The sequence below is a fragment of the Mesorhizobium sp. WSM4311 genome (assembly GCF_002295115.1).
Classification (GTDB): domain Bacteria; phylum Pseudomonadota; class Alphaproteobacteria; order Rhizobiales; family Rhizobiaceae; genus Mesorhizobium.
The window spans coordinates 700,512-725,354 of sequence record NZ_NSFV01000001.1 but is presented as its reverse complement, the minus strand read 5'-3'; the positions used below and the strand labels follow the sequence as shown (position 1 = coordinate 725,354).

24 protein-coding genes are annotated in these 24,843 nt (G+C 63.5%); 10 read left to right on the top strand and 14 right to left on the bottom strand.

Going from position 1 to position 24,843, the window contains the following annotated elements:
- Positions 1 to 25: 25 nt before the first annotated feature.
- The 3 genes from CK226_RS03565 to cpaB form a co-directional block, all read right to left on the bottom strand.
- The gene (locus CK226_RS03565) at positions 26 to 295 is read right to left on the bottom strand and encodes a hypothetical protein (protein ID WP_095772793.1); all 270 of its coding nucleotides are present in this window, start codon (positions 293 to 295) and stop codon (positions 26 to 28) included.
- A gap of 4 nt (positions 296 to 299) precedes the next feature.
- Positions 300 to 1,685 (bottom strand): type II and III secretion system protein family protein, encoded by a 1,386-nt coding sequence (locus CK226_RS03560; RefSeq protein ID WP_245318128.1) that lies wholly within the window; start codon positions 1,683 to 1,685, stop codon positions 300 to 302.
- A gap of 90 nt (positions 1,686 to 1,775) precedes the next feature.
- Complete coding sequence (gene cpaB, locus CK226_RS03555) at positions 1,776 to 2,702, bottom strand: Flp pilus assembly protein CpaB (protein ID WP_245437642.1); 927 nt, start codon at positions 2,700 to 2,702, stop codon at positions 1,776 to 1,778.
- A 237-nt stretch (positions 2,703 to 2,939) separates the two neighbouring features.
- Here cpaB and parE point away from each other — a divergent pair, with 237 nt between their 5' ends.
- Positions 2,940 to 4,997, top strand: a complete 2,058-nt coding sequence (gene parE / locus CK226_RS03550) for a DNA topoisomerase IV subunit B (protein WP_064984353.1) — start codon at positions 2,940 to 2,942, stop codon at positions 4,995 to 4,997.
- 44 nt (positions 4,998 to 5,041) lie between these two features.
- Complete coding sequence (locus tag CK226_RS03545; RefSeq protein WP_095791015.1) at positions 5,042 to 7,108, top strand: FUSC family protein; 2,067 nt, start codon at positions 5,042 to 5,044, stop codon at positions 7,106 to 7,108.
- On the opposite strand, the gene CK226_RS03540 is transcribed toward CK226_RS03545, so the two are convergent.
- Complete coding sequence (locus CK226_RS03540) at positions 7,105 to 8,229, bottom strand: DUF2336 domain-containing protein (RefSeq protein WP_095772797.1); 1,125 nt, start codon at positions 8,227 to 8,229, stop codon at positions 7,105 to 7,107. The two genes, CK226_RS03545 and CK226_RS03540, sit on opposite strands and share 4 nt — an antisense overlap.
- A gap of 154 nt (positions 8,230 to 8,383) precedes the next feature.
- Between CK226_RS03540 and CK226_RS03535 the strand changes: the two genes are divergently transcribed.
- A complete protein-coding gene (locus CK226_RS03535; RefSeq protein ID WP_095791014.1) occupies positions 8,384 to 8,836 on the top strand; it encodes a MaoC family dehydratase in 453 nt (150 codons plus the stop codon).
- Positions 8,836 to 9,717 (top strand): CoA ester lyase, encoded by an 882-nt coding sequence (locus CK226_RS03530; RefSeq protein ID WP_095791013.1) that lies wholly within the window; start codon positions 8,836 to 8,838, stop codon positions 9,715 to 9,717. Before CK226_RS03535 ends, CK226_RS03530 begins: the two co-directional genes overlap by 1 nt.
- 19 nt (positions 9,718 to 9,736) lie before the next feature.
- On the opposite strand, the gene CK226_RS03525 is transcribed toward CK226_RS03530, so the two are convergent.
- Both CK226_RS03525 and CK226_RS03520 read right to left on the bottom strand, forming a co-directional pair.
- On the bottom strand, positions 9,737 to 11,638 hold the full coding sequence (locus tag CK226_RS03525) for a hypothetical protein (RefSeq protein WP_095772800.1): 1,902 nt from the start codon (positions 11,636 to 11,638) through the stop codon (positions 9,737 to 9,739).
- Positions 11,639 to 11,802: 164 nt separating this feature from the next.
- Positions 11,803 to 12,477, bottom strand: coding sequence for an isoprenylcysteine carboxylmethyltransferase family protein (locus CK226_RS03520; RefSeq protein ID WP_095791012.1), 675 nt, complete (start codon positions 12,475 to 12,477; stop codon positions 11,803 to 11,805).
- 145 nt (positions 12,478 to 12,622) lie between these two features.
- Between CK226_RS03520 and CK226_RS03515 the strand changes: the two genes are divergently transcribed.
- A complete protein-coding gene (locus CK226_RS03515) occupies positions 12,623 to 13,333 on the top strand; it encodes a TetR/AcrR family transcriptional regulator (RefSeq protein ID WP_095791011.1) in 711 nt (236 codons plus the stop codon).
- Between the two features lie 18 nt (positions 13,334 to 13,351).
- Here CK226_RS03515 and CK226_RS03510 read toward each other — a convergent pair whose 3' ends face one another.
- Together CK226_RS03510 and CK226_RS03505 are read right to left on the bottom strand one after the other, a co-directional pair.
- The gene (locus tag CK226_RS03510; protein ID WP_095791010.1) at positions 13,352 to 13,960 is read right to left on the bottom strand and encodes a flavin reductase family protein; all 609 of its coding nucleotides are present in this window, start codon (positions 13,958 to 13,960) and stop codon (positions 13,352 to 13,354) included.
- Entirely contained in the window at positions 13,961 to 14,545 is a 585-nt protein-coding gene (locus tag CK226_RS03505; RefSeq protein ID WP_095791009.1) for a nitroreductase, read from the bottom strand.
- 154 nt (positions 14,546 to 14,699) lie between these two features.
- Between CK226_RS03505 and CK226_RS03500 the strand changes: the two genes are divergently transcribed.
- Positions 14,700 to 15,662 carry a hypothetical protein gene (locus CK226_RS03500; RefSeq protein ID WP_095772805.1) on the top strand — a complete coding sequence of 321 codons (963 nt, stop codon included), beginning with the start codon at positions 14,700 to 14,702 and terminating at the stop codon, positions 15,660 to 15,662.
- A gap of 24 nt (positions 15,663 to 15,686) precedes the next feature.
- Here the strand turns inward: CK226_RS03500 and CK226_RS03495 are convergent, their stop codons facing one another.
- A complete protein-coding gene (locus CK226_RS03495; protein WP_095791008.1) occupies positions 15,687 to 16,625 on the bottom strand; it encodes a GNAT family N-acetyltransferase in 939 nt (312 codons plus the stop codon).
- Positions 16,626 to 16,707: 82 nt separating this feature from the next.
- Complete coding sequence (gene thrS, locus CK226_RS03490) at positions 16,708 to 18,684, bottom strand: threonine--tRNA ligase (protein WP_095791007.1); 1,977 nt, start codon at positions 18,682 to 18,684, stop codon at positions 16,708 to 16,710.
- A 268-nt stretch (positions 18,685 to 18,952) separates the two neighbouring features.
- Between thrS and CK226_RS03485 the strand changes: the two genes are divergently transcribed.
- Positions 18,953 to 19,789, top strand: coding sequence for a class I SAM-dependent methyltransferase (locus tag CK226_RS03485; protein ID WP_095791006.1), 837 nt, complete (start codon positions 18,953 to 18,955; stop codon positions 19,787 to 19,789).
- A gap of 5 nt (positions 19,790 to 19,794) precedes the next feature.
- Here the strand turns inward: CK226_RS03485 and blaOXA are convergent, their stop codons facing one another.
- Both blaOXA and yidD read right to left on the bottom strand, forming a co-directional pair.
- Positions 19,795 to 20,622, bottom strand: a complete 828-nt coding sequence (gene blaOXA, locus CK226_RS03480) for a class D beta-lactamase (RefSeq protein WP_095791005.1) — start codon at positions 20,620 to 20,622, stop codon at positions 19,795 to 19,797.
- Positions 20,623 to 20,772: 150 nt separating this feature from the next.
- On the bottom strand, positions 20,773 to 21,147 hold the full coding sequence (gene yidD / locus CK226_RS03475) for a membrane protein insertion efficiency factor YidD (RefSeq protein WP_095772810.1): 375 nt from the start codon (positions 21,145 to 21,147) through the stop codon (positions 20,773 to 20,775).
- Positions 21,148 to 21,481: 334 nt separating this feature from the next.
- Between yidD and CK226_RS03465 the strand changes: the two genes are divergently transcribed.
- Entirely contained in the window at positions 21,482 to 22,399 is a 918-nt protein-coding gene (locus CK226_RS03465) for a LysR substrate-binding domain-containing protein (protein WP_095772812.1), read from the top strand.
- A 25-nt stretch (positions 22,400 to 22,424) separates the two neighbouring features.
- Here CK226_RS03465 and CK226_RS03460 read toward each other — a convergent pair whose 3' ends face one another.
- Together CK226_RS03460 and CK226_RS03455 are read right to left on the bottom strand one after the other, a co-directional pair.
- On the bottom strand, positions 22,425 to 22,919 hold the full coding sequence (locus CK226_RS03460; protein ID WP_142887654.1) for a cell envelope integrity protein TolA: 495 nt from the start codon (positions 22,917 to 22,919) through the stop codon (positions 22,425 to 22,427).
- Positions 22,920 to 22,921: 2 nt separating this feature from the next.
- Positions 22,922 to 23,368 carry an iron-sulfur cluster assembly scaffold protein gene (locus CK226_RS03455; RefSeq protein ID WP_095790049.1) on the bottom strand — a complete coding sequence of 149 codons (447 nt, stop codon included), beginning with the start codon at positions 23,366 to 23,368 and terminating at the stop codon, positions 22,922 to 22,924.
- A 240-nt stretch (positions 23,369 to 23,608) separates the two neighbouring features.
- Here CK226_RS03455 and folE point away from each other — a divergent pair, with 240 nt between their 5' ends.
- Positions 23,609 to 24,244 (top strand): GTP cyclohydrolase I FolE, encoded by a 636-nt coding sequence (folE, locus tag CK226_RS03450; RefSeq protein ID WP_095772815.1) that lies wholly within the window; start codon positions 23,609 to 23,611, stop codon positions 24,242 to 24,244.
- Between the two features lie 90 nt (positions 24,245 to 24,334).
- Complete coding sequence (gene hisI / locus CK226_RS03445; RefSeq protein WP_095773083.1) at positions 24,335 to 24,796, top strand: phosphoribosyl-AMP cyclohydrolase; 462 nt, start codon at positions 24,335 to 24,337, stop codon at positions 24,794 to 24,796.
- The last annotated feature ends 47 nt before the right edge of the window (positions 24,797 to 24,843 follow it).

Below are 24,843 nucleotides of genomic sequence, written 5' to 3'. Positions count from 1 at the left end.
CTGTGAGCGCGATCGCCCTTTGGGGTCAGTTGCCCGTGGTCTGTTGCGAAGCCTTCGTAGCGGCGGCCTGATCCGGCGTGACCGGCACGGCGTCGCCGCGCTTGGCAGGCACGAGAAGCCTTGTGTTCTGGACGCCGTACTTCCAGGGATCGACCATCTGCATGACGGTGTTGGCGGCCTGGGCGTCGCCGGAGCCCGGCGTCACCCCTTCGGTGCGTATGTAATCGTCGCTGGTGCAGCCGCCGGCCAAGCCGGCAAGAAGCAAGGCGACACTCGATTTCAAGGCCACACGCATGGCTTCAGTCCTTCGGCAGGTCGAGGAAGTGCCCGACCGTGGTGGCGGGAGCGGTCCGTGCGGCGCTGCCATCGGCCAGTGCCAGCGCCCGGCCAGTGTCCGACGCCTTCACCTCCTCGGTGTTGTTGAGGAAATAGTCGACATTGCTGGCCGGCCGCGTGCCGTCGGTCGGCTCGACCATTTTCTTCGACGGATCGACCGGCTTGACCAGGTAGGGCGTGACGATGATGACCAGATCGGTCTCGCGCCGCTGATAGGATTTCGACGAGAACAGCGCCCCGAGCACCGGCATCTTTCCGAGGCCGGGAATGCGCGACGTGGTGATGTCGTTTTGCGACTGCAGCAGTCCGGCGATCATGAAGCTCTGGCCGTTCTTGAGATCGACCGAGGTCCTGGCGCGGCGCACGATGAATCCCGGCACCGAGATGGTGCCGATGTTGTAGGAGGACGACGCATCGATCGAGGAGACTTCCGGCGCGATGTCGAGGCTGACCAGCCCATCCTTGAGGACGGTCGGCGTGAAGTCCAGGCTGACGCCGTATTTCTTGTAGCTGACGGAGATCTTGCCGTTGTCTTCAGAGACCGGGATCGGGAATTCGCCGCCGGCCAGGAAGCTCGCCGTCTCGCCCGAGCGGGCGATCAGGTTCGGTTCGGCCAGCCGGCGGGCGAGGCCGCGCTCTTCCAAGGCCTTGATGGCGATGTCGATCGACACGCCGTTCGATAGCAGCCGGCCGATGATTTCACCGGTTCCGGCCGTCGGCACGGTTCCTGGGTCGAGCGAAACATCGCGCCCGCCGAAACCGTAGGCGAAATTGGCAGCGTATTTGGCACCCAGATCCTGCCCCGCCTGGCGGTTGATCTCGACGAAGCGTACGTTGAGCTGAACCTGCTGCGACGACGAGATGTTGACCGAGTTGATCACTTCCTCGGTGCCGGAAAAGCGCGTTGCGATCTTGTTCGCCTTTTCGGCGGCGACCGCATCATCCGCCTCGCCCGATAGCACGACACGGCCATTGGCCGAGCCGACCTTGATCTTGGCGTCCGGCACGCTGGCGCGGATGGTGCTGGCCAGTTGATCCGTGTCGAGCGTCACTTCGATGTCGACGGTGCCGACGAGCTGCTTCTTCTCGTCGAACAGAGCAATGCCGGTTGTGCCGAGATTGTTGCCGAGCACATAGAAGGATTTGTCGGTCAGCGGATTGACGTTGGCGATCTCAGGATCGCCGATGACGATCTGGTAGAAGGCGGCACTCGTCACGATCGTCTTGGGCTTGCCCTTGGCGACCTTGATCGACGCATTCTTGGTCGCCGAGACATAGACGATGTCATTGTCCGCCTTGGCCAGGCCGGGCAAGGCGAGCATCCCGCCGGCAACCAGCGCAGCAGCCATCGCCAAGGCGCGCGCAAAGCGCGATCGGTCCATCATTCGATATAGGGTACGCATCAACATTGCCCTGTCCCGTCCGGTCCCCACCGGCTTTTACTTCTGGTCCCGCTCAGGAACCTGATATTCCTCGGCCTTCGTGCCGCGCGTCACGATGACCGTCTTGAATTTCGGCTTCTCCGGCTCCTTGGTCACTGCGTCGAACAGCGAGCCGGCCGCGGCCTGAGCCTTGGCCGCCACCGATCCGCCAAAGGACGAGATGGTGGTGACGCCGTTCTTGCCGTCGCCGCCTTCGCTGGCGGAGCGCAGCGACAGCGACAGCGTGCCGACGGTGCGGGCAAGCGCCACTTTCTGCGCGCCTTCGGTCGTCACTTCGATGGTCACGGAATTCGTGATCTGCGGCGTCGTTTGGCGCTCGTCGGCACCCTGGCCGACACTCAGCACCTTGGCGTCGGCAACGACGATCTCGGAGGTGACGGTCGAACCGGCCGCGCCTTGCGCGTTCTTGGCGACTTCCTGGATTTCGCCGGCATCGCGCGTCAGCACCACATCGACGCGGTCGCCCGGCGTGACGAAGCCGCCGACACCGGCGATCTCGTCGGTGCGGATGGTCACCGCCCGCATTCCGGGCGTCAGCATGTTGGAGAGCGTGGCGCGACCGTTCGGTCCCGACAGCTTGGTCAGCAGCAGCGGCTCGTTGACCTCGATCGGCGACAGCACGATGCGATTGCCCTCGCCGAGCAATCCGTCGATGGTGGCAAAGGCACCTTGCGGCAGCGAATCCTGCGGCCAGGGGATCTCGATCAGCTTGGCGCGGTCGAGTTCCTGGCCGTAGCGCAGCGGCGCTTTCGCCACCACGATGGTCTTGAATTCGATCCTGGGCGGGGCAGGAGCGGCGATCGACGCCGTCTTCTCTTCGGCATCGGCCTTGGCCTGGCTCTTGACCCAGAAATCCGCGGCAAAGATCGAGATCGCGCCGAAAACGGCGGCGATGCCGATCATCGTTATGGCCTTGCCCCTCACGCCGAAACCCCTGATGTCCGTCGATTCTTGTTTTGTTAGGCTCACGCTAGGCGGGTTTGTTAAAGAAACAGGAATCTTGAAAGGCGGCATTCGACCTATTTCCGCCCGCTTGGTTATCGAATGGTTTTAGGATAAGACGGGTCAAATCCCCGAACGTAACAGGAACCTCCGTCGCTTGGCGCTGAAAAGCGTGGCAGTATCGACGGGTGATTCGCAGCACCGGACCCTATGGCAGGCATGGACGACAACAACGATCTCTTCGGCAATATGGACAAGCAGCCGCAGCCGGTTCGCTCGCCGGCGCGCCCGGCCGACCCGCTTGTGCAGGCAGCAGCCAAGCGCCCGGCCGCGACCAAGGATGGCAGCGAGGGCTATAGCGCCGCCGACATCGAGGTGCTGGAAGGCCTGGAGCCTGTGCGCCGCCGGCCAGGCATGTATATTGGCGGCACCGACGACAAGGCGATGCACCATCTGTTCGCAGAGGTCATCGACAATTCGATGGATGAGGCGGTTGCCGGCCATGCCACCTTCATCGATGTCGAGCTTTCGGCCGACGGGTTTCTGACCGTTACCGACAATGGCCGCGGCATCCCGGTCGATCCGCATCCGAAATTCAAGAAGCCGGCGCTCGAAGTCATCATGACGACGCTGCATTCGGGCGGCAAGTTCGACTCCAAGGTCTATGAAACCTCCGGCGGCCTGCACGGTGTCGGCGTTTCCGTGGTCAACGCGCTGTCGGATCATCTCGAGGTCGAGGTCGCGCGTGGCCGGCAGCTCTATCGCCAACGCTTTTCGCGCGGCATTCCGGTGAGCGGCCTGGAGCAGCTTGGCGAGGTCCACAACCGGCGCGGAACGAAAATCCGCTTCCATCCCGACGAGCAGATCTTCGGCAAGGGCGCGGCCTTCGAACCGGCGCGGCTCTACCGCATGACGCGGTCGAAAGCCTATCTGTTCGGCGGTGTCGAAATCCGCTGGACCTGCGATCCCTCGCTGATCAAGGAAAAGGACCAGACGCCAGCCAAGGCGGAGTTCCATTTCCCTGGCGGCCTGAAGGACTATCTCAAGGCGTCGCTCGGCGACGACTTCCAGGTGACGCGGGAAATTTTCGCGGGAAAAAGCGAAAAGCAAGGCGGCCATGGCTCGCTCGAATGGGCGGTGACCTGGTTCGGCGGCGACGGCTTCATCAATTCCTACTGCAACACCATCCCGACCGGCGAAGGCGGCACCCATGAGGCCGGCTTCCGCAACGTGCTGACGCGCGGCTTGCGGGCCTATGCCGATCTCGTCGGCAACAAGCGCGCCTCGATCGTCACCTCGGAAGACGTCATGATCTCGGCGGCAGGCATGCTGTCCGTGTTCATCCGCGAACCCGAATTCGTCGGCCAAACCAAGGACAGGCTGGCGACGATCGAGGCAATTCGAATTGTCGAGACCGCGATCCGCGATCCGTTCGACCATTGGCTGGCCGACAATCCGCAGGAAGCCTCGAAACTGCTGGAATGGGTGATCGCGCGCGCCGACGAGCGGGTGCGCCGGCGCCAGGAAAAGGAAGTGTCGCGCAAGAGTGCGGTGCGCAAATTGCGCCTGCCGGGCAAGCTCGCCGACTGCACGCAGAACGCGGCGGCCGGTGCCGAACTGTTCATCGTCGAAGGTGATTCCGCCGGCGGCTCGGCCAAGCAGGCGCGCGACCGCGCCAGCCAGGCAGTACTGCCATTGCGCGGAAAAATCCTCAACGTGGCCAGCGCCGGCAATGACAAGCTGGCCGCCAACCAGCAGATATCGGACCTGATCCAGGCGCTCGGCTGCGGCACGCGATCAAAGTACCGCGACGAGGATTTGCGCTACGACCGCGTCATCATCATGACCGACGCCGACGTCGACGGCGCCCATATCGCTTCGCTGCTTATCACCTTCTTCTACCAGGAAATGCCCGCGCTGGTGCGTGGCGGCCATCTCTATCTGGCGGTGCCGCCGCTTTACTCGATCCGGCAAGGCGGCAAGGTCGCCTACGCCCGCGACGACGCACACAAGGACGAACTCCTGCGCACCGAATTCACCGGACGCGGCAAGGTCGAACTTGGCCGCTTCAAGGGCCTGGGCGAGATGATGGCCTCGCAACTCAAGGAGACCACAATGGATCCGAGGAAGCGCACGCTTCTGCGGGTCGATGTGATCGACGCCGAGGCAGCGACGAAGGACGCGGTCGACGCTCTGATGGGCACCAAGCCGGAAGCCCGCTTCCGCTTCATCCAGGAACGTGCCGAATTCGCCGAGACGGAAGTGCTGGATATCTAGCCGCTGGCCAGTTTAGCTTGCGCTTCCGATATGGAGACCGGCATGTGACCTGGACGCGGCTGAAAGTCTATTTCGAGACGAGCCTGGCTGGGTTAACGCAGCCGACGCGCTCGGACTGGATTTTCGCCCTGCGCACCGTTTCGGCCGGCCTGATCGCGCTGCTCGCCGCCTATGCCCTCAAGCTCGACCACCCGCAATGGGCGATGATGACGGTGTTCATCGTCGCCCAGCCGGTCGCGGGCATGGTGCTGGCGAAGGGCTTCTACCGGTTGCTCGGCACGCTGGCCGGCGGGCTGGCGGCGATCGGCATCACCACTGTCTTCGGCACCAACCCATGGGTTCTGGTGACGGTGCTCGCCGTATGGATCGGCATCTGCACCTTCGTTTCCTCATTGCTGCGCAATCCCGAAGCCTATGGTGCGGCTCTTGCCGGCTACACGGCGATGATCATCGGCCTGCCTGCCTTCGGACAGCCGCATCTGGTCGTCGATCTCGCTGTCGCCCGTTGCGCGGAAATCGTGCTTGGCATCGTCTGCGCCGGCGTGACCAGCCGGCTGATCCTGCCGAAACTGGCCAGCGATGCCATCATATCGCGGCTGAAGCGCTGCATTCTTGACCTTGCCACCTATGCCGCAGGGGCCTTCTCGGGAGGTGATACAGCGACACTTTCCGCACTCCATCGCAAACTCGTCGCGGACACCCAGGCACTTGGCGAAATGCGTGCCTATGCCAGGCTGGAAGCGCCGAGCTTCGCGCCGCGTGCCCACCCGGTGCGGCGCACCATCGGACAATTGCTCTCGGCCCTGTCGGCGGCACGCGCGCTGCATTCTCACGCCGCGCCGAAAAACGCCGCCCTCATCCCGGTGCGTTCGGAATTGCAGGCCCTTGTCGGCGATCTGGCGGCAAAGCCCGGCGCACTGGACGATACGGCACCCTGGGTGGAACGGCTCGACGCGATCTCGGCCAAGGCCCGGCAACTGCCCGATGCCTCGGTCGACCAGGGCGACGACAGGGTCGGCACCATCACGCGCCTCACCATCGCCGCCGATTTTGCCGAGGCGCTCAAGCAGGTGCTGCGCGGGCTCGATGCCTTGCGCGCGCCGGTCACACGTACCGGCCGCGCCAGCAGGCAGCCTGCCCTGGTGGTGCACCGCGACTACCCCGGCGCATCGCGCAATGCCGTGCGCGCTGCCCTTGCCACCTTGCTGGTCGCGGCCTTCTGGCTGACGACGAAATGGTCCGAGGCAGCGGGTACGGTCATTCTCGTTGCCGTCGTATCCAGCCTTTTCGCCGCTCGCCCCGATCCGGTGCAGGTGTCCTGGGGCTTCTTCAAGGGAACGCTGCTTGCCCTGCCCTTTGCCTTTCTCATAGGCCAGATAGCGTTGCCCGCCCTGCCCGGCTTCGGCTGGTTCGTCCTGTTTGTCGTGCCGATCCTGGTGCCGACGGCGCTGGGCATGGCCAATCCGCGCTATGTCGGCGTGGCCACGGCCTTCGCCATCAACTTCCTCGCTTTCCTCAGTCCGCATCAGGCGATGACCTACGATCCTGGCCCGTTCTTCGCCGGCTCGGCGTCCGTGCTGGTTGGTATCCTGCTGGCCATCGGCGTCTTCATTGCCGTGCTGCCCGCCGATCCGTGGCTCGCGGCAAACCGCATCGTGCGGGCCATGCGCGAGGATTTGGCACGGCTTTGCCTGCACGAGCGCGTGCCGAGGCGTTCAGCCTTCGAAAGCCTCGCCTATGACCGCGTCAACCAGCTGATGCCGCTGGTGCAGAACTCCGGCAGGAAGGGCGAGGCGGTGTTGGGCGGCGGCGTTGCTGCCGTGACGGTCGGCCTGGAGATCCTGAGGCTGCGCGGCACAAACCAAAACCATGCCATCCCGTCCGAAACCGCACTTTCGATCGCCAATTTCCTGAGAGGGCTGGCGCGCGAGCTGCTGTTCCGCGCTCCGGGTGATCCGCAGACAGCGACCGTCGCTGTCGCCCGGCAGTATGCGGCGAGCATCGCCCAGCGCAACGCCACCGGCGACATGCTGCAGATCGCGGCATCGCTACGCATCATTGCCGCAGCGATGGAGGATTTTCCGGATTTCTTCGCGAAAGACCGAGGCTAAGCCGCCGCTATCGCCAACGCATGGCCGCGTGCGTTTTCGCGCAGCGCGTCGAGATGGATCGACTTGACCAGGGCGGCGAGATCGCCTTCCGCGGATTGCCCGCCCAACTCCTTGAGCATCAGCCAGCTGACTTCCTGCACGCCGGCGACGCGCTTGCCATTGGCGACCTCGCGCCAGATTTTCAGCGCACGCAGGATGATCGTATGCGTTGCCGCAGCCAGGCCCGCGCCGCGGAACAATGCCTGCAAGGCCACATCGTGGCCGCCGGCCAGCAGCGCCCTCACCCGCGGTTCGGACTGCTGGCCGAGTGCCACCAGCGTGGAGCCGAAGAAATCGACCTTGCCATGCGCTATGGTGCGGATGAGGAAGCTCGCGGTGAGATCGCCACGCAGCCTGAGATGCTCGATCAGCGCGGCATGTTCTTCCTGGCGCGTGCCCTCGATCAGCGTCACCGAGGCCTTGACGCAGGCGTCCCGCAGGACGCGATCGGCCCGCGCGGCGCCCATCAATGCCATGACCAGCGGTGAAGTCTTCAATGTCTCGCCGAGCTTTATGAGCAGCATGTGGCGGCAGTCGGCCGGAAGACGGGCGTCCGAAATCAGCGCCTCGCGCACCAGCGGCAGATGCCCATGGCGTTCGGCCATGCGGCGGAAGCTCAGCGACGCGATGTCGGCGCCGCTATTGGCGAGCAGAACCGCGCAGGCTTCCGATTCGCCGATCTCGGCGATTGCCGCCGCCAGCGCCATCGAGACGACAGGCCGGTCGGCGATCAGCTTCTGCGTCGCCTTTTGGCTCGCCGCCACGCGGTTGATCAGATCGGCATCGGTGAGCAGCGGTGAGCGCGCCAGCACCACACCGGCGACTTCCGGCTGGTCGGACGCCAGCGCACTGATGATCTGCAGCGGCGCGTGGTGGCTCATGGAGAGCGCTTCGGCCATCGCCAGCCGCACTTTCGACGAGGCATCGTCCAGCAGCAGCGTCAGCGCCGCCTCGGCGGCGCAGCGGTCCTCGAACGGCAATTCGGAATTGACATAGGCCCGGGCCAGCGCGTTGGCCGCGGCTGCGCGCTCGGACACTCTTGCCGTGTAGATCCATTTCAGGAAATGCGAAACAACAACCATGCCCGTCTGCTTACGCCCCTTGCCGGAAGGTTTCCGGCCCCGCTGAAGACGGTAGGCAGAAATGGTTTACGAACGGTTCACCATGTTCATTAACTGGCTTGCGACCACCGGATGCAGCGCCTATCAACCGTCAATCAGCGCAGGAGACTGAAAAATGGCCGGCCTATACCTCGAAGAGTTCGTCGTCGGCCATGTCTTCCGGCACACGCTGCGCAAGACCGTGACCGAGAGCGACAACATGCTGTTTTCGGTGATGACGCTGAACCCGCAGCCGCTGCATATCGACTTCGATTTCGCCGCCAGGAGCGAATGGGGCAAGCCGCTGGTCAACTCGCTGTTCACGCTCGGCCTGATGATCGGCATTTCGGTCAATGACATCACGGTCGGCACGACGGTCGCCAATCTCGGCATGAAGGAAACCACCTTTCCGCATCCGGTTTTCCACGGCGACACCATCCACGTCGAGACCACTGTCATCTCGGTGCGGGAATCGAAATCGAAGCCGGATCGCGGCATCGTCGAATTCGAACATCGCGCCTACAACCAGCATGGCGACCTGGTCGCCAAGTGCACCAGGCAAGCGATGATGCTGAAGAAGATCGCCTGATGCGCTCGCTGCTGTTTGTCCCCGGCGATTCCGAGCGAAAGCTGGAAAAAGGATTCGGCGCCGGCGCCGACGTCGTGATCGTCGACCTCGAGGATTCCGTGGCGCCGCAGAACAAGGCGACGGCGCGAGACATTGCGGCACGCTTTATCGCCGAACGCAGGGGGCAAACCAGCTCGGCCATCTATATCAGGGTCAACGACCTGTCGACCGGATTGACGGATGACGATCTTGCCGCGCTCGTACCGGCGAAGCCGGACGGCATCATGCTGCCGAAGTCCAACTGCGGCCAGGATGTGCAGCAGCTCTCGGCAAAACTCAGGGTGCGCGAGGCCGAGAACGGCTTGGCCGACGGCGCCATCAAGATTGTACCGATCATAACCGAAACCCCGGCGGGTGTGCTCGCCGCCGCGACCTACGCCGGCGCAAGCGCGCGGCTCGCCGGTCTAACCTGGGGCGCGGAAGACCTGTCTGCGGCGGTCGGGGCGCGCACGGCCCGCGACGAGCACGGACGCTACACCGACGTGTTCCGCCACGCTCGCCTGACGACCATCCTGGCGGCCGCAGCCGCGGAGGTCGCGGCGATCGACACCGTGTTCCCGAATTTTCGCGACATGGCGGCCTTCGCCGCGGAATGCGCGGAGGCCGAGCGCGACGGCTTCACCGGCAAGATGGCCATCCACCCCGATCAGGTGCCCGTGATCAACGCCGCCTTCACGCCCTCGGCCGAGGCGGTGAAGCAGTCGGCGGCGATCGTCGCGGCGTTCGAGGCGGCCGGGAATCCCGGCGTCGTCGGCATTGACGGCAAGATGTTCGACCGCCCGCATCTGCGGCTGGCCGAACGGCTGCTGGCACGCGCCAAGGCAGCCGGGCTCTCCGCTTAGTCTGGCGAGCCTTTGCTCGTCAGTCCCGCGCCAGCACGATGATCCGGTCCTCCGGCAGATAGGCCAGCGCTTCCGACCTCAGGGGATTGACGGTGACGCCGCCCAGCGCCCGCTGGTCGGCAACTCCGGCGCGGATGCGCCGGTAGCCTATCGCGATCTCGCCGCGCAGCCGCGCCGATTCCGCGATCGTCCAGAAGGTCAAGGGCTGGTCGATGGCGACATAGTCGGCGACCGGCCGCATGTAGATTTCGGAGCCCTGCTCGTCGAGCAGATCATCGAAGATCGCGGCGAGATATTGGTTCTCGGACGCCTGCGCCAGCATCAGGCTGACCAGCCGGTTGCTGACGACGAAATCTTCGGCCTTGGTCACCGCCGCAAGCTCGCGGTTGCGCACGTCGATCATCTCGCTGACGATGGAGATGTGCAGGCCGGCATCATCGGCGATCTTGCGCAGATGCAGCAGTGTCACCAGCGTGCGCGTGTCGGCCGGCTGCGCGGCCATGGTTTCGCTGTAGCCGAGGACCAGCACGTGGTCGTAGGAAGGCACGTCTAGGCTTGAAAGTGCCGTGCTGCTCGACGTGTCGGTGATGCGGCAGGAAACCTCCAGATTGTCGCCGGCGACCGGCAGTCCGGCAACTTCCTGCTCGAGGCCAGGCGTATCGGCGGCGATGGTCAGGATCGAACCAGGCGCGACATAGCGCGACAGTTCATAGGTGATGATCGGACCGCGCCGGTTCCAGCCGAGGATCAGCGTGCGCTCCGGCTTCGCCTCGACGGGCCGGGGGCCGCGGATCGCCGCCGCATTGATCTTGATCCCGGTGCTGCCGAGCCTGATCGCGGCATCGTCCTCGGCGATGATGATGGCGCGCATGTCCTTGCCGATCACCGTATCCGACGGCGGGTTGAGATTGACGCGCCCCTTTTGGTCGCAAAGCCCGATCAGCGCGCAATGCTCATAGGCCATCACCGCCTCGCCGAACGTCTTGCCGGTGAGTTCCGGCTGCGCGGTCGTGTAGATCTCGCAGCCGTCGAAATCGAGCAGCTCCGAATAGACGCCGCTGAGGCCCGACTGCCGGCTCGAATGCACGACGATGCGCGAGATCAGCTGATCGGCCAGCACGAGCTGCACCTCGGACCCGCCGACGACGCGGGCGACCTCGGCATTCTTGCCGTCGCGGATCTCGGCGGCGATGTTGTAGGGGTCGGTGCGCCGGCTTGGGTCGTTGACCAGCGCCAGCACCGTCTTGATGACCTGCGAATCCGGATCGTCACCGTCCGGCGACAGCACGATGACCGACCGCGAGGTCTGCGGATTGACGATGGCGAGATCATAGAGATCGGTCGGATCGCCGCTGCGGCAGATGATGCGCGTGTTGCCCAGTTTGCCGACCTTGGCCGCGATCTCATCCTCCATCGCGACCTTGTCCATATTGGCCATGACGACGATGCGCGGACGGCGACGGCTGGCATTGGCAATGACGAGTTCGGAGATGACGTCGAAGATCGACGGCGACCAGTTGAGGATGATGGTGTGATCGGCCTCCAGCACCCGAGAACGGCCCTTGCGCAATTCGTCGAGCTTGCCGTCGACGCCGGCGCTGAGCACGCCGATGAGGGCCGATACGACGAAGATGCCGGCAAGCGTGACGGCCAGCATGACGAGGCGGAAGGCCCAGCCTGTGTCGCCGCCCATCGTCCCGGAATCGAGCGTGCGCATCAGCGATTCCCAGAACGCCTCGAAGAAATTCAGCGGCTCGCCACCCTCCGGCGCGATGCGGGTCACGGCAAGGAAAGCCGCGGCGGCGATGATGATCAGCAGGGAAACGACTGCAAGCCAGCCGATCAGCGCGATCGGGCCGGCGGCCATGCTCTTGTCAAAGCCGTAGCGCAGCCGGGTTTCCAGCGTGTCTCGTCTCTTCATGCCAGTGGTGCCCCCGCACTATCCCCAAGGTCGATGCGCCAACCCCAACGCATCGCCGAAGCCGCTCTCTTAGCGTGTGTTCGGAGGAAGGGGAATCGTTTTTCGCGGTCACTGCCAAGGAAGCCGCCGTGAGGCGAACCTGACGCGCCGGTCTGGTGCGGCGGCTACCAGACCATCGGGATCAGGCGGTAGCGGACCCGGGTTGCGTAGTCGTCATAGCCGCGCAGGCCGGTGCGCAGGGTCTTCTCCTCGATGAAGGTGCGCATGGCGAGGAGAACGATGAACACGAGCACGGATACCAGCCCCCACCAGGAGCCAAGCAGGAGTGCGGTGCCGGCGAAGAAGAGGATGGCGCCGGCATACATCGGATGACGAACGTAGCTGTAGGGTCCCGTGGTGATCACGCGCTGTCCACGTTCGTCCTGGATCTTCACCACGGGTGCCGCGAAACTGTTCTCCAGCATGGTCAGGTAGCAGATCCAGATTCCGACCAGCAGGACCAGCGCGCCGACCGCCTGCGCCCAGAAGGGGACCGCCGACCAGCCGAAACGGAAGTCCAATCCCATGAAGCTCAGCCAGCCGAAGATGCCGATGAGAAGTATGGAGAGCAGGACCTTGTCGGCCGCGGTCTGATTCTTCTGGATGGGAGGGCTCAGCCGCTCGTTCATCAGGCCCGGATCGCGCCGCGCCAGCGCCACGCCCATGGTGAGGCTGAGCCCCACCATCACCATCAGATAGACCCACGCCCCCGGCCAATGCAGCGTTCCGGCCGACAGGAAGAGCAAGGCGCCCATGACGCCGAACCAGATGAATGTCTGAAGCACCAATTTCGCGATCATGATCGACCTTCCACGTTATGCCCCTCGCCCGCATTGGCTGAAACAGACCAATGGTCTATCATACCGACCACTGGTCTGTAATTCAAGCGGACTATCTGATATCCGTGCTGGACGGGAACGGCCGTCGCGTGCAGAAGGTTTCGTCATGCCCCGTGTCATCAAGCATCCAGAGATCAGGCGAGAAGACATTCTGGACCATGCCCAGGCCCTGTTCCTGACGCAGGGCTACGACAGAGCGAGCCTCAACGACGTGATTGCCTCCGCCGGCATCTCGAAGGGCGCCTTCTATCACTACTTCCCCTCCAAGGAGGCTCTTCTGGAAGCCTTGGCTGACCGTTTCGCGCGGCAGGCACTGGCTGGGGTCCAGGGTATACTCGACGATCCCGGCCTCGACCCACTTGGCCGGCTGAACAGCCTGCTCAGCCAGTCGCGGCAGGCCAAGATCGAGACCGCGGCGGAGGCCTGGGCTCTTTTCGAAACGATGTTCCGGCCGGAGAATCTGGTGCTTTTCCACCGCATCAACCTGGCGGCCAACGCGTCGTTTTCGCCCCTGCTGGTCAAGATCATCCGGCAAGGTGTCGAAGACGGCACCTTCAGGACCTTCGATCCGGAGGGTGTCGCCGATATCGTCATGCAGTTCGGCTTGGCCACGCACGATGTCGTCGCCAAGGCGATCACCGGCGGTAGCGACGCCGATATGGAGGTCGCGATCAAAGTTCTGGAACAACGCGTCAGGCTCTACGAAATCGCTCTCGACCGCATCCTCGGCCTTCCCGACGGCAGCATTCGGATCGGGGAACCCGGCTATATCAGAGCCGTCATGACGGCCCGACGGAAAGCCGACAAGGCGCGGTGACTTGCCAGGTCCAGAAACCTACTCCTTGCCCCAGCGTGGCCGGCGCATCGAGAAGACCTCATTGACGCAGGCGTAGTCCATGTAGCCGAGCCGAGCCACGTTGCCAGCCTTGATGATGTCGAACAGGCCATCTTTCAGGAAGGCGTCGTCAATGTGCACGCCGACCACCTCACCGGCGACAACGACGGCGCTCGTCGGCGTTCCATCCAGCGCCTTCGGGCGAAACACCTCCGTCACCCGGCATTCCAGCGCGGCAGGCGCGGCCGCCACGCGCGGTGGCTTCACGAGACGCGAAGGCGCCATGGCGAGATCGGCATAGACGAACTCGTTGACGCCGCGCGGCGCGTTGACGGACGTATAATTCATCTTCTCCGCGAGATCGCGGCTGACCAGATTGGCGACGAACTCGCCGGTCTCCTGGGCAAAGGTGGCGCTGTCCTTCTCGCCCTCCGAGGAGAACCAGACGATGAACGGCCGCGTCGAAACAGCATTGAAGAAGGAGTATGGCGCCAGGTTGATCTCGCCTGCCCCGTTCAGCGTCGATATCCAGCCGATCGGCCGCGGCGCCACGATCGCCTTCGACGGATCGTGCGGCAGCCCGTGTCCCTTGGGCGGCTCGTAGAACATTCAGCCTGCCCAGGCTCCTGAGTAGTCGGCATAGAGCTTTGCCGGATCGGGCCGTGGCCGCTCCGGCGCCGGGCCGGCATAGGAGCCGATATGGATGAAACCGACGACGCGCTCCTGCGGCGCCAGTCCGAGGATCGCCCTGCCCTCCGCCACGTCGGAATACCAGTTGCTGATCATGTTGGTGCCATATCCCAGCGCATTGGCTGCGATCATAAGGTTCATCGCCGCCATGCCGCCGGACAGGAACATCTCCCATTGCGGGATCTTGGGGTTCTCTTTCGGCACCGACACCACGCCGATCACCAGCGGCGCGCGGGAGAAGCGCGCCAGTTCCTGGTTGCGGCGGCCCTCGGGCAGCGGCCCTTCCCGCTGTTCGGCAAGCGTCGCCAGCTTCCTGCCGATCTCGATGCGGGCATCGCCGCGATAGAGGATGAAGCGCCAGGGCTCGAGCCGGCCATGGTCAGGCACGCGCGTGGCGGCGGCGATCATCGTTGCGATATCGGCGTCGCTCGGCGCCGGCTCCTTGAGGTCCGGAATCGGCGCTGAAGTTCGGGTCAGCAGGAAGTCGATGATCGGCGACGCCATGGGCGCAAGTCTCCTGAACACTCTGTTTTGAGCTGAAGCGCACCATCGGGAATTCGGGCGGCTCGGGCAAAGGCGCGCAAGCGCCGGCTGAAGAGTCTATCGATCGGACTCTTAAGCCTTGAAATTGCCACCGCCATGGGCTTCAACGCAAGGCATGTTTGAGGGGCGACTGCGTCTTTTCCTGGTCTGGCTCTGCGCCGCGCTGTTCCTGCTGCCGGTCTCCCTGGCTGCTGGGCAGGAAAAGGACGGCGTCAGCGACCTGAAACTCCCCGGAATTTCGAGCTACGCGACGCCAAAGAGCGAAGCCCCGCTGGCGCTCGGCGGCGGTGGCGCCATCACTTTGTCGGCGCAGCTGACCGACAAGGGCACCGATATCACCCGCGGCCTCGTCTGGCGTGTCTTCAAGCCCGAAGCCGTCAACGGCAAATTGCCGATGGTCGCCTCCGCGCATGGCGGCAGCGCCGTCTTCCAGCTCGAACCCGGCAGCTATCTGGTCCATGCCTCCTATGGCCGCGCCGGCGCCACCAAGCGCATCACTGTCGGCAAGGAAGCCAAGCGCGAAAGCCTGGTGCTCGACGCCGGTGGCCTGAAGCTCGATGCGGTCCTGTCCGGCGGCGTGCGCATTCCCCCGAAAAAACTGCGCTTCTCGATCTATGAGGGCACCGCCGAGGCCAATGGCGACCGCGCGCTGATCATTCCCGATGTCGAACCCAACAGCGTCGTGCGGCTCAATGCCGGCATCTACCATGTCGTCTCGACCTACGGTGCGGTCAATGCGGTGATCCGCTCCGACATTCGCGTCGAGGCCGGCAAGCTGACGGAAGCCACTGTCGAGCATCATGCCGCCGAGATCACCATGAAGCTGGTGCGCGAAGCCGGTGGCGAGGCCATCGCCGACACGTCATGGTCGCTGCTGAACGAATCCGGCGATCCGATCAAGGAGACCGTCGGTGCCTTCGCCTCGATGGTGCTTGCCGAGGGCGACTACACCATCATCGCCAAGAACCGCGACCGCATCTATCAGAAGGATTTCACGGTCGTGGCCGGGCAGAACCAGGAAATCGAGGTTCTGGCGACCGAAGCGGCGGCCATGGACCCCGAAGAAGGCGCGGACTAGCCTCCGCTGCGAATTCTCTAGCTTTCAGGCGGCCAGCTTGGTCCGCGCGGGCAGGAAGGGAATCCGGCGGCGCGGCACCTGCGGTGCCAGGTCGAACACACCGCGGTAAAGCCGGTCGAGCAATGCCTTGCGGTCGCGCAGCGGCCCCAGTTCGCTCCAGCTCAGAACGTCGCCGACGCGCACGTCGATCGCCTTGCCGGACAGCCGCGCGAATTCGTGGATGAGCATCGAAAGGCGCAGCGTCAGCGAAGCCTTGCCGACGAATTTGGCCACGCGGCCATCGCGCTCGGCCATGTTCATCGGCCCGCTGACCAGATGGAACAGCCTGCCATTCTGTCCGGAGAAATGCATCGGAATGACGGACGCCTTGGCATCCTGCACCAGACGCGCCGGAAACATCTTCCATGGCAGGTCGCGCGCCCGGCCAAAGCCTTTCGGCGCGGTGGCGACACCACCGGCGGGGAACACCACGATGGTGACACCCTCCTTCAGCAGCCGTACCGCCTCGTGGCGCACGGCCATGTTGTTCTTCAGCGCTTCCTTGGTCTCGGAAAAGTCGATCGGCAGCGAATAGGGCTCCATCTCGCGGATCTTGAGCAGATCCTTGTGGATCATCACCCGGAACGGCCGCCCCAACTGCTCCGCCAGCGACAGCACGGCAATGCCGTCGCCAATGCCGAACGGATGGTTGGCCACGATCACCAGCGGTGTGTCCGGCAATGGTGCGGGCGGCCATTGGTCGGCGGTGCGGATCCGCACGTCGATCAGGTCGAGCATGCGGCTGAACACGCGCTCGCCTGATGGCACCACCTGGCGGCGCCAGAAATCATAGAGCGCGGCATAGCGGTCGCGCCCCGACAGGCCTTCGATGGAATGGATGACCCAGCGCGTCAGCGCCGGCTGTCGCGGATTGGCATAGGAAAGCTCGGGAAACGGTTTTTCGCGCGTCTTCAGCTTGAGCATGAGGGCTCGTTACAAGGTTGGCGTGACAGGGATATGAAAATGGCGGTGGATCGCTCCACCGCCATTCCTGGGAACTAACGGATCAGGCCGCGCGTTTGCGCCTGCGGTCCGGCGTAACGGCCTCTTCGGTCAGTTGCGCGATCGCCTCGGCAAGGCCAAGCGATTCCTGGTCGCGCGAGCCGAGCCGGCGGATGTTGACCGTCTGTTCCTCCGCCTCGCGTTTGCCGCACACGAGGATGACCGGCACCTTGGCCAGCGAGTGTTCGCGGACCTTGTAGTTGATCTTCTCGTTGCGCAGATCGGCTTCCGCCAGCAGACCGGCGGCCTTCAGCTTTGCCACCACCTCGGTCGCGTAGCTGTCCGCCTCCGATGTGATCGTTGCCACCACCACCTGTAGCGGCGCGAACCACAGCGGGAAATGGCCGGAATAATTCTCGATCAGGATGCCGAGGAAGCGCTCCATCGAACCGCAGATGGCGCGGTGCACCATGACCGGCTGCTTCTTCTCCGAATCCGAGCCGATATAGAAGGCGCCAAAGCGTTCCGGCAGGTTGAAATCGACCTGCGTGGTGCCGCATTGCCATTCGCGGCCGATGGCGTCCTTCAACACATATTCGAACTTCGGCCCATAGAAGGCGCCCTCGCCCGGATTGATCGAGGTCTTGATCCGGTTGCCGGACCGCGTCCTGATCGTCTCCAGCACGCTGCCCATGATCGCCTCGGCATGATCCCAGGCCTCGTCGGTGCCGACGCGCTTGTCCGGCCGCGTCGACAGCTTGACGCTGATTTCGTCGAAACCGAAATCAGCATAGGTCGACAGGATCAAATCGTTGATGCGCAGGCATTCCGACGCCAGCTGCTCCTCGGTGCAGAAGATATGCGCATCATCCTGCGTGAAGCCGCGCACACGCATGAGCCCATGCAGCGCGCCCGACGGTTCGTAGCGATGCACATTGCCGAATTCCGCAAGTTTTACGGGCAGATCGCGATAAGACTTCAACCCATGCTTGAAAATCTGCACGTGGCCAGGGCAGTTCATCGGCTTCAGCGCGAAGACGCGGTCGTCGTCGGTTTCGTCGCCGGCAACCGTCACCTTGAACATGGCGTCGCGATACCAGCCCCAATGGCCCGACGTTTCCCACAGGCTCTTGTCGAGCACCTGCGGCGCGTTGACCTCCTGATAGCCCTGCTCGTCGAGGCGGCGTCGCATGTAATTGACCAGGTTCTGGAACATCTTCCAGCCCTTGGCGTGCCAGAAGACAACACCCGGCCCCTCTTCCTGGAAATGGAAGAGGTCCATCTCCCGCCCGAGCTTGCGGTGGTCGCGCTTCTCGGCCTCCTCCAGCATCGTCTGGTAGGCTTCGAGCTGCGCCTGGTCGGCCCAGGCCGTGCCGTAGATGCGCGTCAGCATCGGGTTGTTCGAATCGCCGCGCCAATAGGCACCGGCCACCTTCATCAGCTTGAATGCGTTGCCGATCTGGCCGGTCGAGGCCATGTGCGGGCCACGGCAGAGATCGAACCAGTCGCCCTGGGCATAGATCTTGAGGTCCTGATCCTCGGCAATGGCGTCGATCAATTCCAGCTTGTAGCGCTCGCCCTTGTCGGCGAAGACCTTTTTCGCCTTGTCGCGCGACCAGACTTCCTTGGTGAACGGCTTGTTGCGCGCGATGATCTCGCGCATCTTCTTCTCGATCACCGGAAAGTCGTCCGGTGTGAACGGCTCGTTGCGGGCGAAGTCGTAATAGAATCCGTTCTCGATCACCGGACCAATGGTCACCTGCGTTCCCGGCCACAATTCCTGCACGGCCTCCGCCAGCACGTGCGCTGTGTCGTGGCGGATAAGCTCGAGAGCGCGCGCATCGTCGCGGGTGATGATCTCGACCTTGCCGGACTTGCCGAGCGGGTCGCTGAGGTCACGCACGGTGCCGTCAATAGCGTAGGCGACGGCCTTCTTGGCCAGCGACTTCGAGATCGATTCGGCAAGGCCGGCACCGGTCATCGCCGCGTCGTAGTCGCGGACGGAGCCATCGGGAAATGTCAGGGAAACGGAATTCAGCATATGGTTCTCCTATCCAGTCCCGCAAACGAGCGCGGGTGGTTGAAATGCATGTCACCCAAAAATGTATGATGGTCCTGGGGTTACGACATACACAAGATAAAGCCGGATGCGCCAATCACATGGACAAACGGCAGCGCGCGGGTTTTAGAGGCAGTGCCGGGCCAGGTAAAGAGTGCTGACTGGCCGGCCGTCAGGAAATGTCGGCAGTGATGTCGCAGCCCTCCGCCCAGGCTTGCGAACATCCCCGCAATCGTCTGGAATTGCCGATATGGAAAACGCAACACCCAGCCGAACCGCCCTTGGCGTCGCCCGCATGAGGGCTCTGCATCAATTTTCACCGCAGGCAGGGTTGTTTCGCGATCCCTACGCGATCGCGATTCTGGGTGAAGCCGCTCCCGCGGCGCGCGAGCTTGAACAGGAAGACGAGCGCCGCCGGCGCATGCGCCTGTTCGTGGCAGCGCGCGCCCGCTTCGCCGAGGACTGGCTGGCGGCGGCGGTGCGTCGCGGTGTCCGGCAACTCGTCGTGCTTGGCGCCGGCCTCGATACGTTTTCGCTGCGCAATCCGTATCCCGACCTCGGCGTGTTCGAAGTCGATCACCCGGCCACGCAAGCCTGGAAACGCAAATGCATTGCCGACAACGGTCTCGCCGAGCCAGCCGCCACCAGATTCGTGCCGGTCGATTTCGAGCGGCAAAGCCTGTCTGCGGAACTGGCCGCGGCCGGCTTGCAGTCGACCGCGCCGAGCTTCTTCATCTGGCTGGGGGTCGTTCCCTACCTGACGAAGGAAGCGATCTTCAAAACCTTGTCCTGGATAGCCAGTGTCCCCGGCTCGGAGGTCGTGTTCGACTACAGCGAACCGGCTGCGAACCGCAGCGCGGCGGGACAGGCGGCGCTGGCCTTCCATGCGGCCCGCGTCGCGTCTGTCGGGGAGCCATGGATCAGCTTCTTCGTGCCGGCCGAGCTGGCGAAATCCATGGGCGAGCTCGGCTTCGACGAGATTGAAGATATCGAGAGCGGCGATATCGCCGCCCGTTTTTCCGAGGCCCCGAAGGAAATGACGAACAATTCCGGCGGCCACATCATCCGCGCGCGCCGGAGCATCTGAGCGACCTACTTCACCAGCAGCGGCAGGTCTTTCAGAAACGCCCCCCGCGTTTTGAGGCCTTTTGGCATATCGGTGCGGGTGGCATCGACAACAAGGCGGGCAAAGACGATCTGCTGGCCGTCCTTTTTCGCCCAGCCGACGAACCAGCCGAGCGAACGCTTGTCCCTGATCTTGTCGGCATCACTGGCCAGCCTTGTGCTGCCGGTCTTGCCTTGCACCGTCCAGCCTCCGGCCTGGAACGTCGGGATGATGGCTGACGTCATGTCGTAGGCCTTGGCCGAGACCGGCAATTTGCGCGCCAGCAGCTTGCGCAGGAAATCGACCTGCTCGACCGGCGTGATCTTGAGCGAGGAGTTGACCCAGGAATGGGTAAGCCCGTCATTCTTGCCGGGATTGCCGGAAACGTCTTTGTTGCCATAGTCGAGTTTCGAGACATAGCCGGCAAAGCTCTCGGGTCCAAGCTTGCGAGTGATTTCACGCGAATACCAGAGGATCGAATCCTTCTCCCAGATCGTCGGGTCGACTGTCTTCTGGTCCCGCTTCACGGCCGCGAACTCTGGCTTGTAGTCCCAGCTCGGCGTGTGCTCGTCGCCCAGGATGCCGGCGTCATAGCCGATCAGCGAAAGCGGCACCTTGAACGTCGAGGCCGGGCTGAACCGCTGGTCGCAGGTGCCGTCCTGGTAAAGCACCTTGCCGCTCGCCGCATCGGCAATGAGGGTGCACTGCACATCCCCAAGCGGCGCCGATTGCGCGCGCATCGGGAACCCCAGCAACCAGGCGAGCAGGAAGAGGACTCCAGCCAGGATAAAGGGAAGACGGTCGATGTTACGCATTGATGCTCGCTCCAGAAGGGTGTTCGCGAGCGGGCTTAGCGAGGTCTCTTGTCTCGATTTTGTCTCAAATGCGCAGTTGTTGTGCAGGCTGGCGTTAACCCTACCAGTTCGTAAAGAACGAGACGCCCGCGCAAAACCCGTCAGGTGCGATCAGCCCTTTGCTTCGCCACGCTTCTTGCCGATCCGCCAGTATCGCCACGGCATGAACCAGACGTAGCGATCCGCCAGCAACTCCGGCACGAGGTCGACACCGTGCGTGCCGAACGGCCCGCAGCGCAGCACCCTGAAAAACCCCATCCAGCCGCCGGCCCACAGGCCGTGGCGGGCGATCGCCTCATGCGCGTATTCGGAACAGGTCGGCAGATGCCGGCAGGAATTGCCGACAAAGCCGGACAGCGTCAGCTGGTAGAGACGCACGAGCGAAGTGCCGACGAGACGGCCAGGCGTCTTGCGCCACGGGCCGGGCCAGTTGCGCCCTCGCCCCGGCGGTCTGACAGTATGGGCATGCCCGTGCGGGTCGTGCACCGCAGTCTCCGTATCGCGTTTCCCGTGCGATAGATGTGAGCTTCGTCGGGAGAACGCAATCCCTGCCCCTTGCCCCCCTGTGCTGTCATGGGCGCGAGCGACGAGACGGCAGCCTGTCAACCGGAGGCGCCCAGCGGCCGTTGCGGACAGGCTCCTCGCCGCACTTTGCATGGTGGCTTTCGTCACACCATTGGAATGTTGCGATCCGCATGACATCGCCAAGGATGCTCAGGAACTGGATCATGGTCTGTCTCCTTTGACGCGATTAGATCGCCGCTGGCCTTGGCCTTCAAACGAGTATAATTTCCACTTCGGATAATCTTGGGTTATGCGAATGAAGCGCGGGCGGCTGCCGTTGACTGCATTGAGAAGTTTCGAGGCGGCGGGCCGGCACCTGAGCTTCAGCAAGGCCGCAGAGGAGCTTTTCGTTTCCCAGGCGGCGATCAGCCGCCAGATCCGCGAACTTGAAACCTTCCTGCGCCAGCCCTTGTTCGAACGTCACCATCGCCGCGTCGAACTGACCGACACCGGCCGCCGGCTGCTCGCCCAACTGGTCAGGAGTTTCGACGACATCGACAAACTGCTTTCGGAATTGGTCGCCGCCCCCGCGCAATCCGTGGTTCGCGTCAGCGTCGAGCCGTCGCTTGCCTCCGTCTGGCTGGTGCCTCGGCTCAACCGGTTTCGCCAGTTGCGGCCCGATATCGACGTGTCCCTCGAAGTCGATGCCAGGCTGATCGAATTCCGCAGCGATCAGCCCGAGCTTGCCTTGCGCTTCAGCGCAAAGGCGACCTCGTGGCCGCGCAACCAGGCGGAGCGGCTTGCCTCCACAGTCGATTCACCGGTTTTGTCGCCGGCGCTGCTCGCCTCGGGCCCTCCCCTCGAAAAGCCGATCGACCTTGCCCGCTACACACTTTTGCATGAGGAGAATCGCCAGGGCTGGACGCGCTGGTTCGAAGCCGCCGGCGTGCCGGCCGATGCCGTGCCCGCGCGCGGGCCGATGCTGGCGGATATATCGCTTTCAAAGCAGGCCGCCCTGCTCGGACATGGCGTGGCGTTGGGCGATCTCTTGCAGATCGGCAACGAGCTCGAAACCGGCGCGCTGGTCAAGCCGTTCGACATCGACGTTGCGTCCGGCGGCTACTGGCTGGTGGCCAGGAGCTTGAAGGAGCTTTCCGAGCCGGCCGCAGCGTTCGCCGACTGGATCCGAAGTGAATTTGCCTCAAGCAGACGGACATTGGAAGCAAAGGTCTAAGCCGGTTTCCGGGCCGGGGCTCCCGCTACTTTGCGTTCTTGTATTTATCGAGAAGCTTGTCGATGTCGTTTACCCCGACTGCTGGACGCCCGCCCGACGTGTCCTGTGCCGGGTGGAATGTGAGGACGACCTCGCGCCACAGATCGTAGTGCGCCGCATAGGACGTCAGGCCGGGAAACGGCGCACAACGCTTGATGGCCCGGACGGCAGCCTTGGCGACCTTGTCCGGCTGTGGTGTGACAGGATCGAGGATTTTTGGCGGACCGGCGAGAGAGCCGTCCTTGTTCAGGCTGATCCGGACGCGCGCAACACTCGTGGCATTTGCAGGCACTGCCCAACAGGTCTGGATAGCCTTCATGAGATAGTCGTGGATATCCCGCGTGACTGCCACGTCGGCCCGGCTCGAGCCACAGCCTGACATGAGTGCGCCGGCAAGGCTCCAGACGAACACCAGGCCATGAAAGGGTCGGTGTCGCGGGCTGCCGCGAAGTCCGCGCATCGTCAGAACGGGAAATGGCAAGATCAGGCCGCCTGTTCGGCGCGCTTCTTCTCGATTTGGCCGATGGCGTCGACCACGGCGTCAAAGGTCAGCATGGTCGAGGCGTGCCGTGCCTTGTAGTCGCGCACCGGCTCCAAATATTTGAGGTCGGCGAAGCGCCCTTCCGGCGGCGCGCCATTCTCTTTCAGCATCTTCAGCATGGCGTCGCGCACCGTGCGCAATTCCTCGGCGCTCGCGCCGACGACATGCTGCGCCATGATCGAGGACGACGCCTGGCCGAGCGCGCAGGCCTTCACGTCATGGGCAAAGTCGGTGACCACGCCGTCCTCCATCTTGAGATCGACGGTAACGGTCGAACCGCACAGCTTGGAATGCGCCTTGGCGGTCGCGTCCGGATGCTCGAGCCGGCCGATGCGGGCGATGTTTCCGGCAAAACCGAGAATTTTCGCGTTGTAGACATCGTTGATCATTATTTTCCAATCCGTCGCCGCCAAGCGAACAGCGATTGCCGCTGCTGCGTCTTCCTTTCGCTCGCTACGACCTTATATAATGCTGGCAGTCCGGTAACGACAAGGCGATGAGCGCCGCTGTCCTGGCCGGGAAGTTCACGCCGCTTACGGGGCTGGAAACGGGGCGAGTTTCCGACACCGAAAGGTCGTGGTCCGTTCAACTCGTTCCTCCTTGGAGAGGAACTACGGGAGACGCCTTTTATGGATGCCGTCATCAAGAAACTCATGCCCCAGTCCGTCTACATGGAAAAGCCGGTCACCGACCGGCCGAGCGAGGCCGAGGTCGAGGCCGCCGTGCGCACATTGCTGCGCTGGACCGGCGACAATCCGGACCGCGAGGGGCTGATCGACACACCCAAGCGCGTGGCCAAGGCCTACCGCGAAATGTTCGGCGGCTACGACATGTGCCCGGCCGATGAACTCGGCCGCACCTTCGAGGAGGTCGCCGGCTACGACGATCTCGTCATCGTCAAGGATATCCAGTTCCATTCGCATTGCGAGCACCACATGGTGCCGATCATCGGCAAGGCGCATGTCGGCTATCTGCCGGATGGCAAGGTCGTCGGCCTGTCCAAGATCGCGCGGGTCGTCGATATCTTCGCCCATCGCCTGCAGACGCAGGAAGCGCTGACCGCGCAGATCGCCGGCGTCATCCAGGATGTGCTCAACCCGCGCGGCGTCGCCGTCATGATCGAGGCCGAGCACATGTGCATGGCCATGCGCGGCATCCGCAAGCAGGGCTCCACCACGCTCACCTCCACCTTCACCGGCGTTTTCAAGGACACGCCCGAGGAGCAGGTTCGTTTCGTCACCATGGTTCGCGGCGGCGGGGCATAACGTCTAGGCCGATATCGCTAGGCCATGATCCTGAAAAACGCGGACCGGTTTTCGGGTAAGATCATGGTCAAACAGGAAGATACACCGGCGATGTCGGCACTGGAATTTCCCAAAACTCCATCAGACAAGAAAGCCCTGGAGGAAGGCGCGGTGTTTTCGCCGCGCTTCGACGCCGCCGGCCTTGTCACCGTCGTCGTCACCGATGCCCAAGACGGCATGCTGCTGATGGTCGCGCATATGAATGCGCAAGCCTTGGCGCTGACACTGGAAACCGGCATCGCCCACTATTGGTCGCGCTCGCGCAACGCGCTTTGGAAGAAGGGCGAAACCTCGGGCAATTTCCAGCATGTCGTCGAGATGCGCACCGACTGCGATCAGGATGCATTGTGGCTGCGCGTCAAAGTGTTGGGCCACGACGCAACCTGTCACACCGGCCGGCGTTCATGCTTTTATCGGACGGTGGGACTCGTCGACGGCAAGGGGACACTTGTTGACGACGGCAGCAAGCCGCTGTTCGATGCGGAATTCACGTATCGGAAGCCATCGTCTTGAACCATCTGCCTCACACCAACCACACAGATTCATCATTTCGATACGGC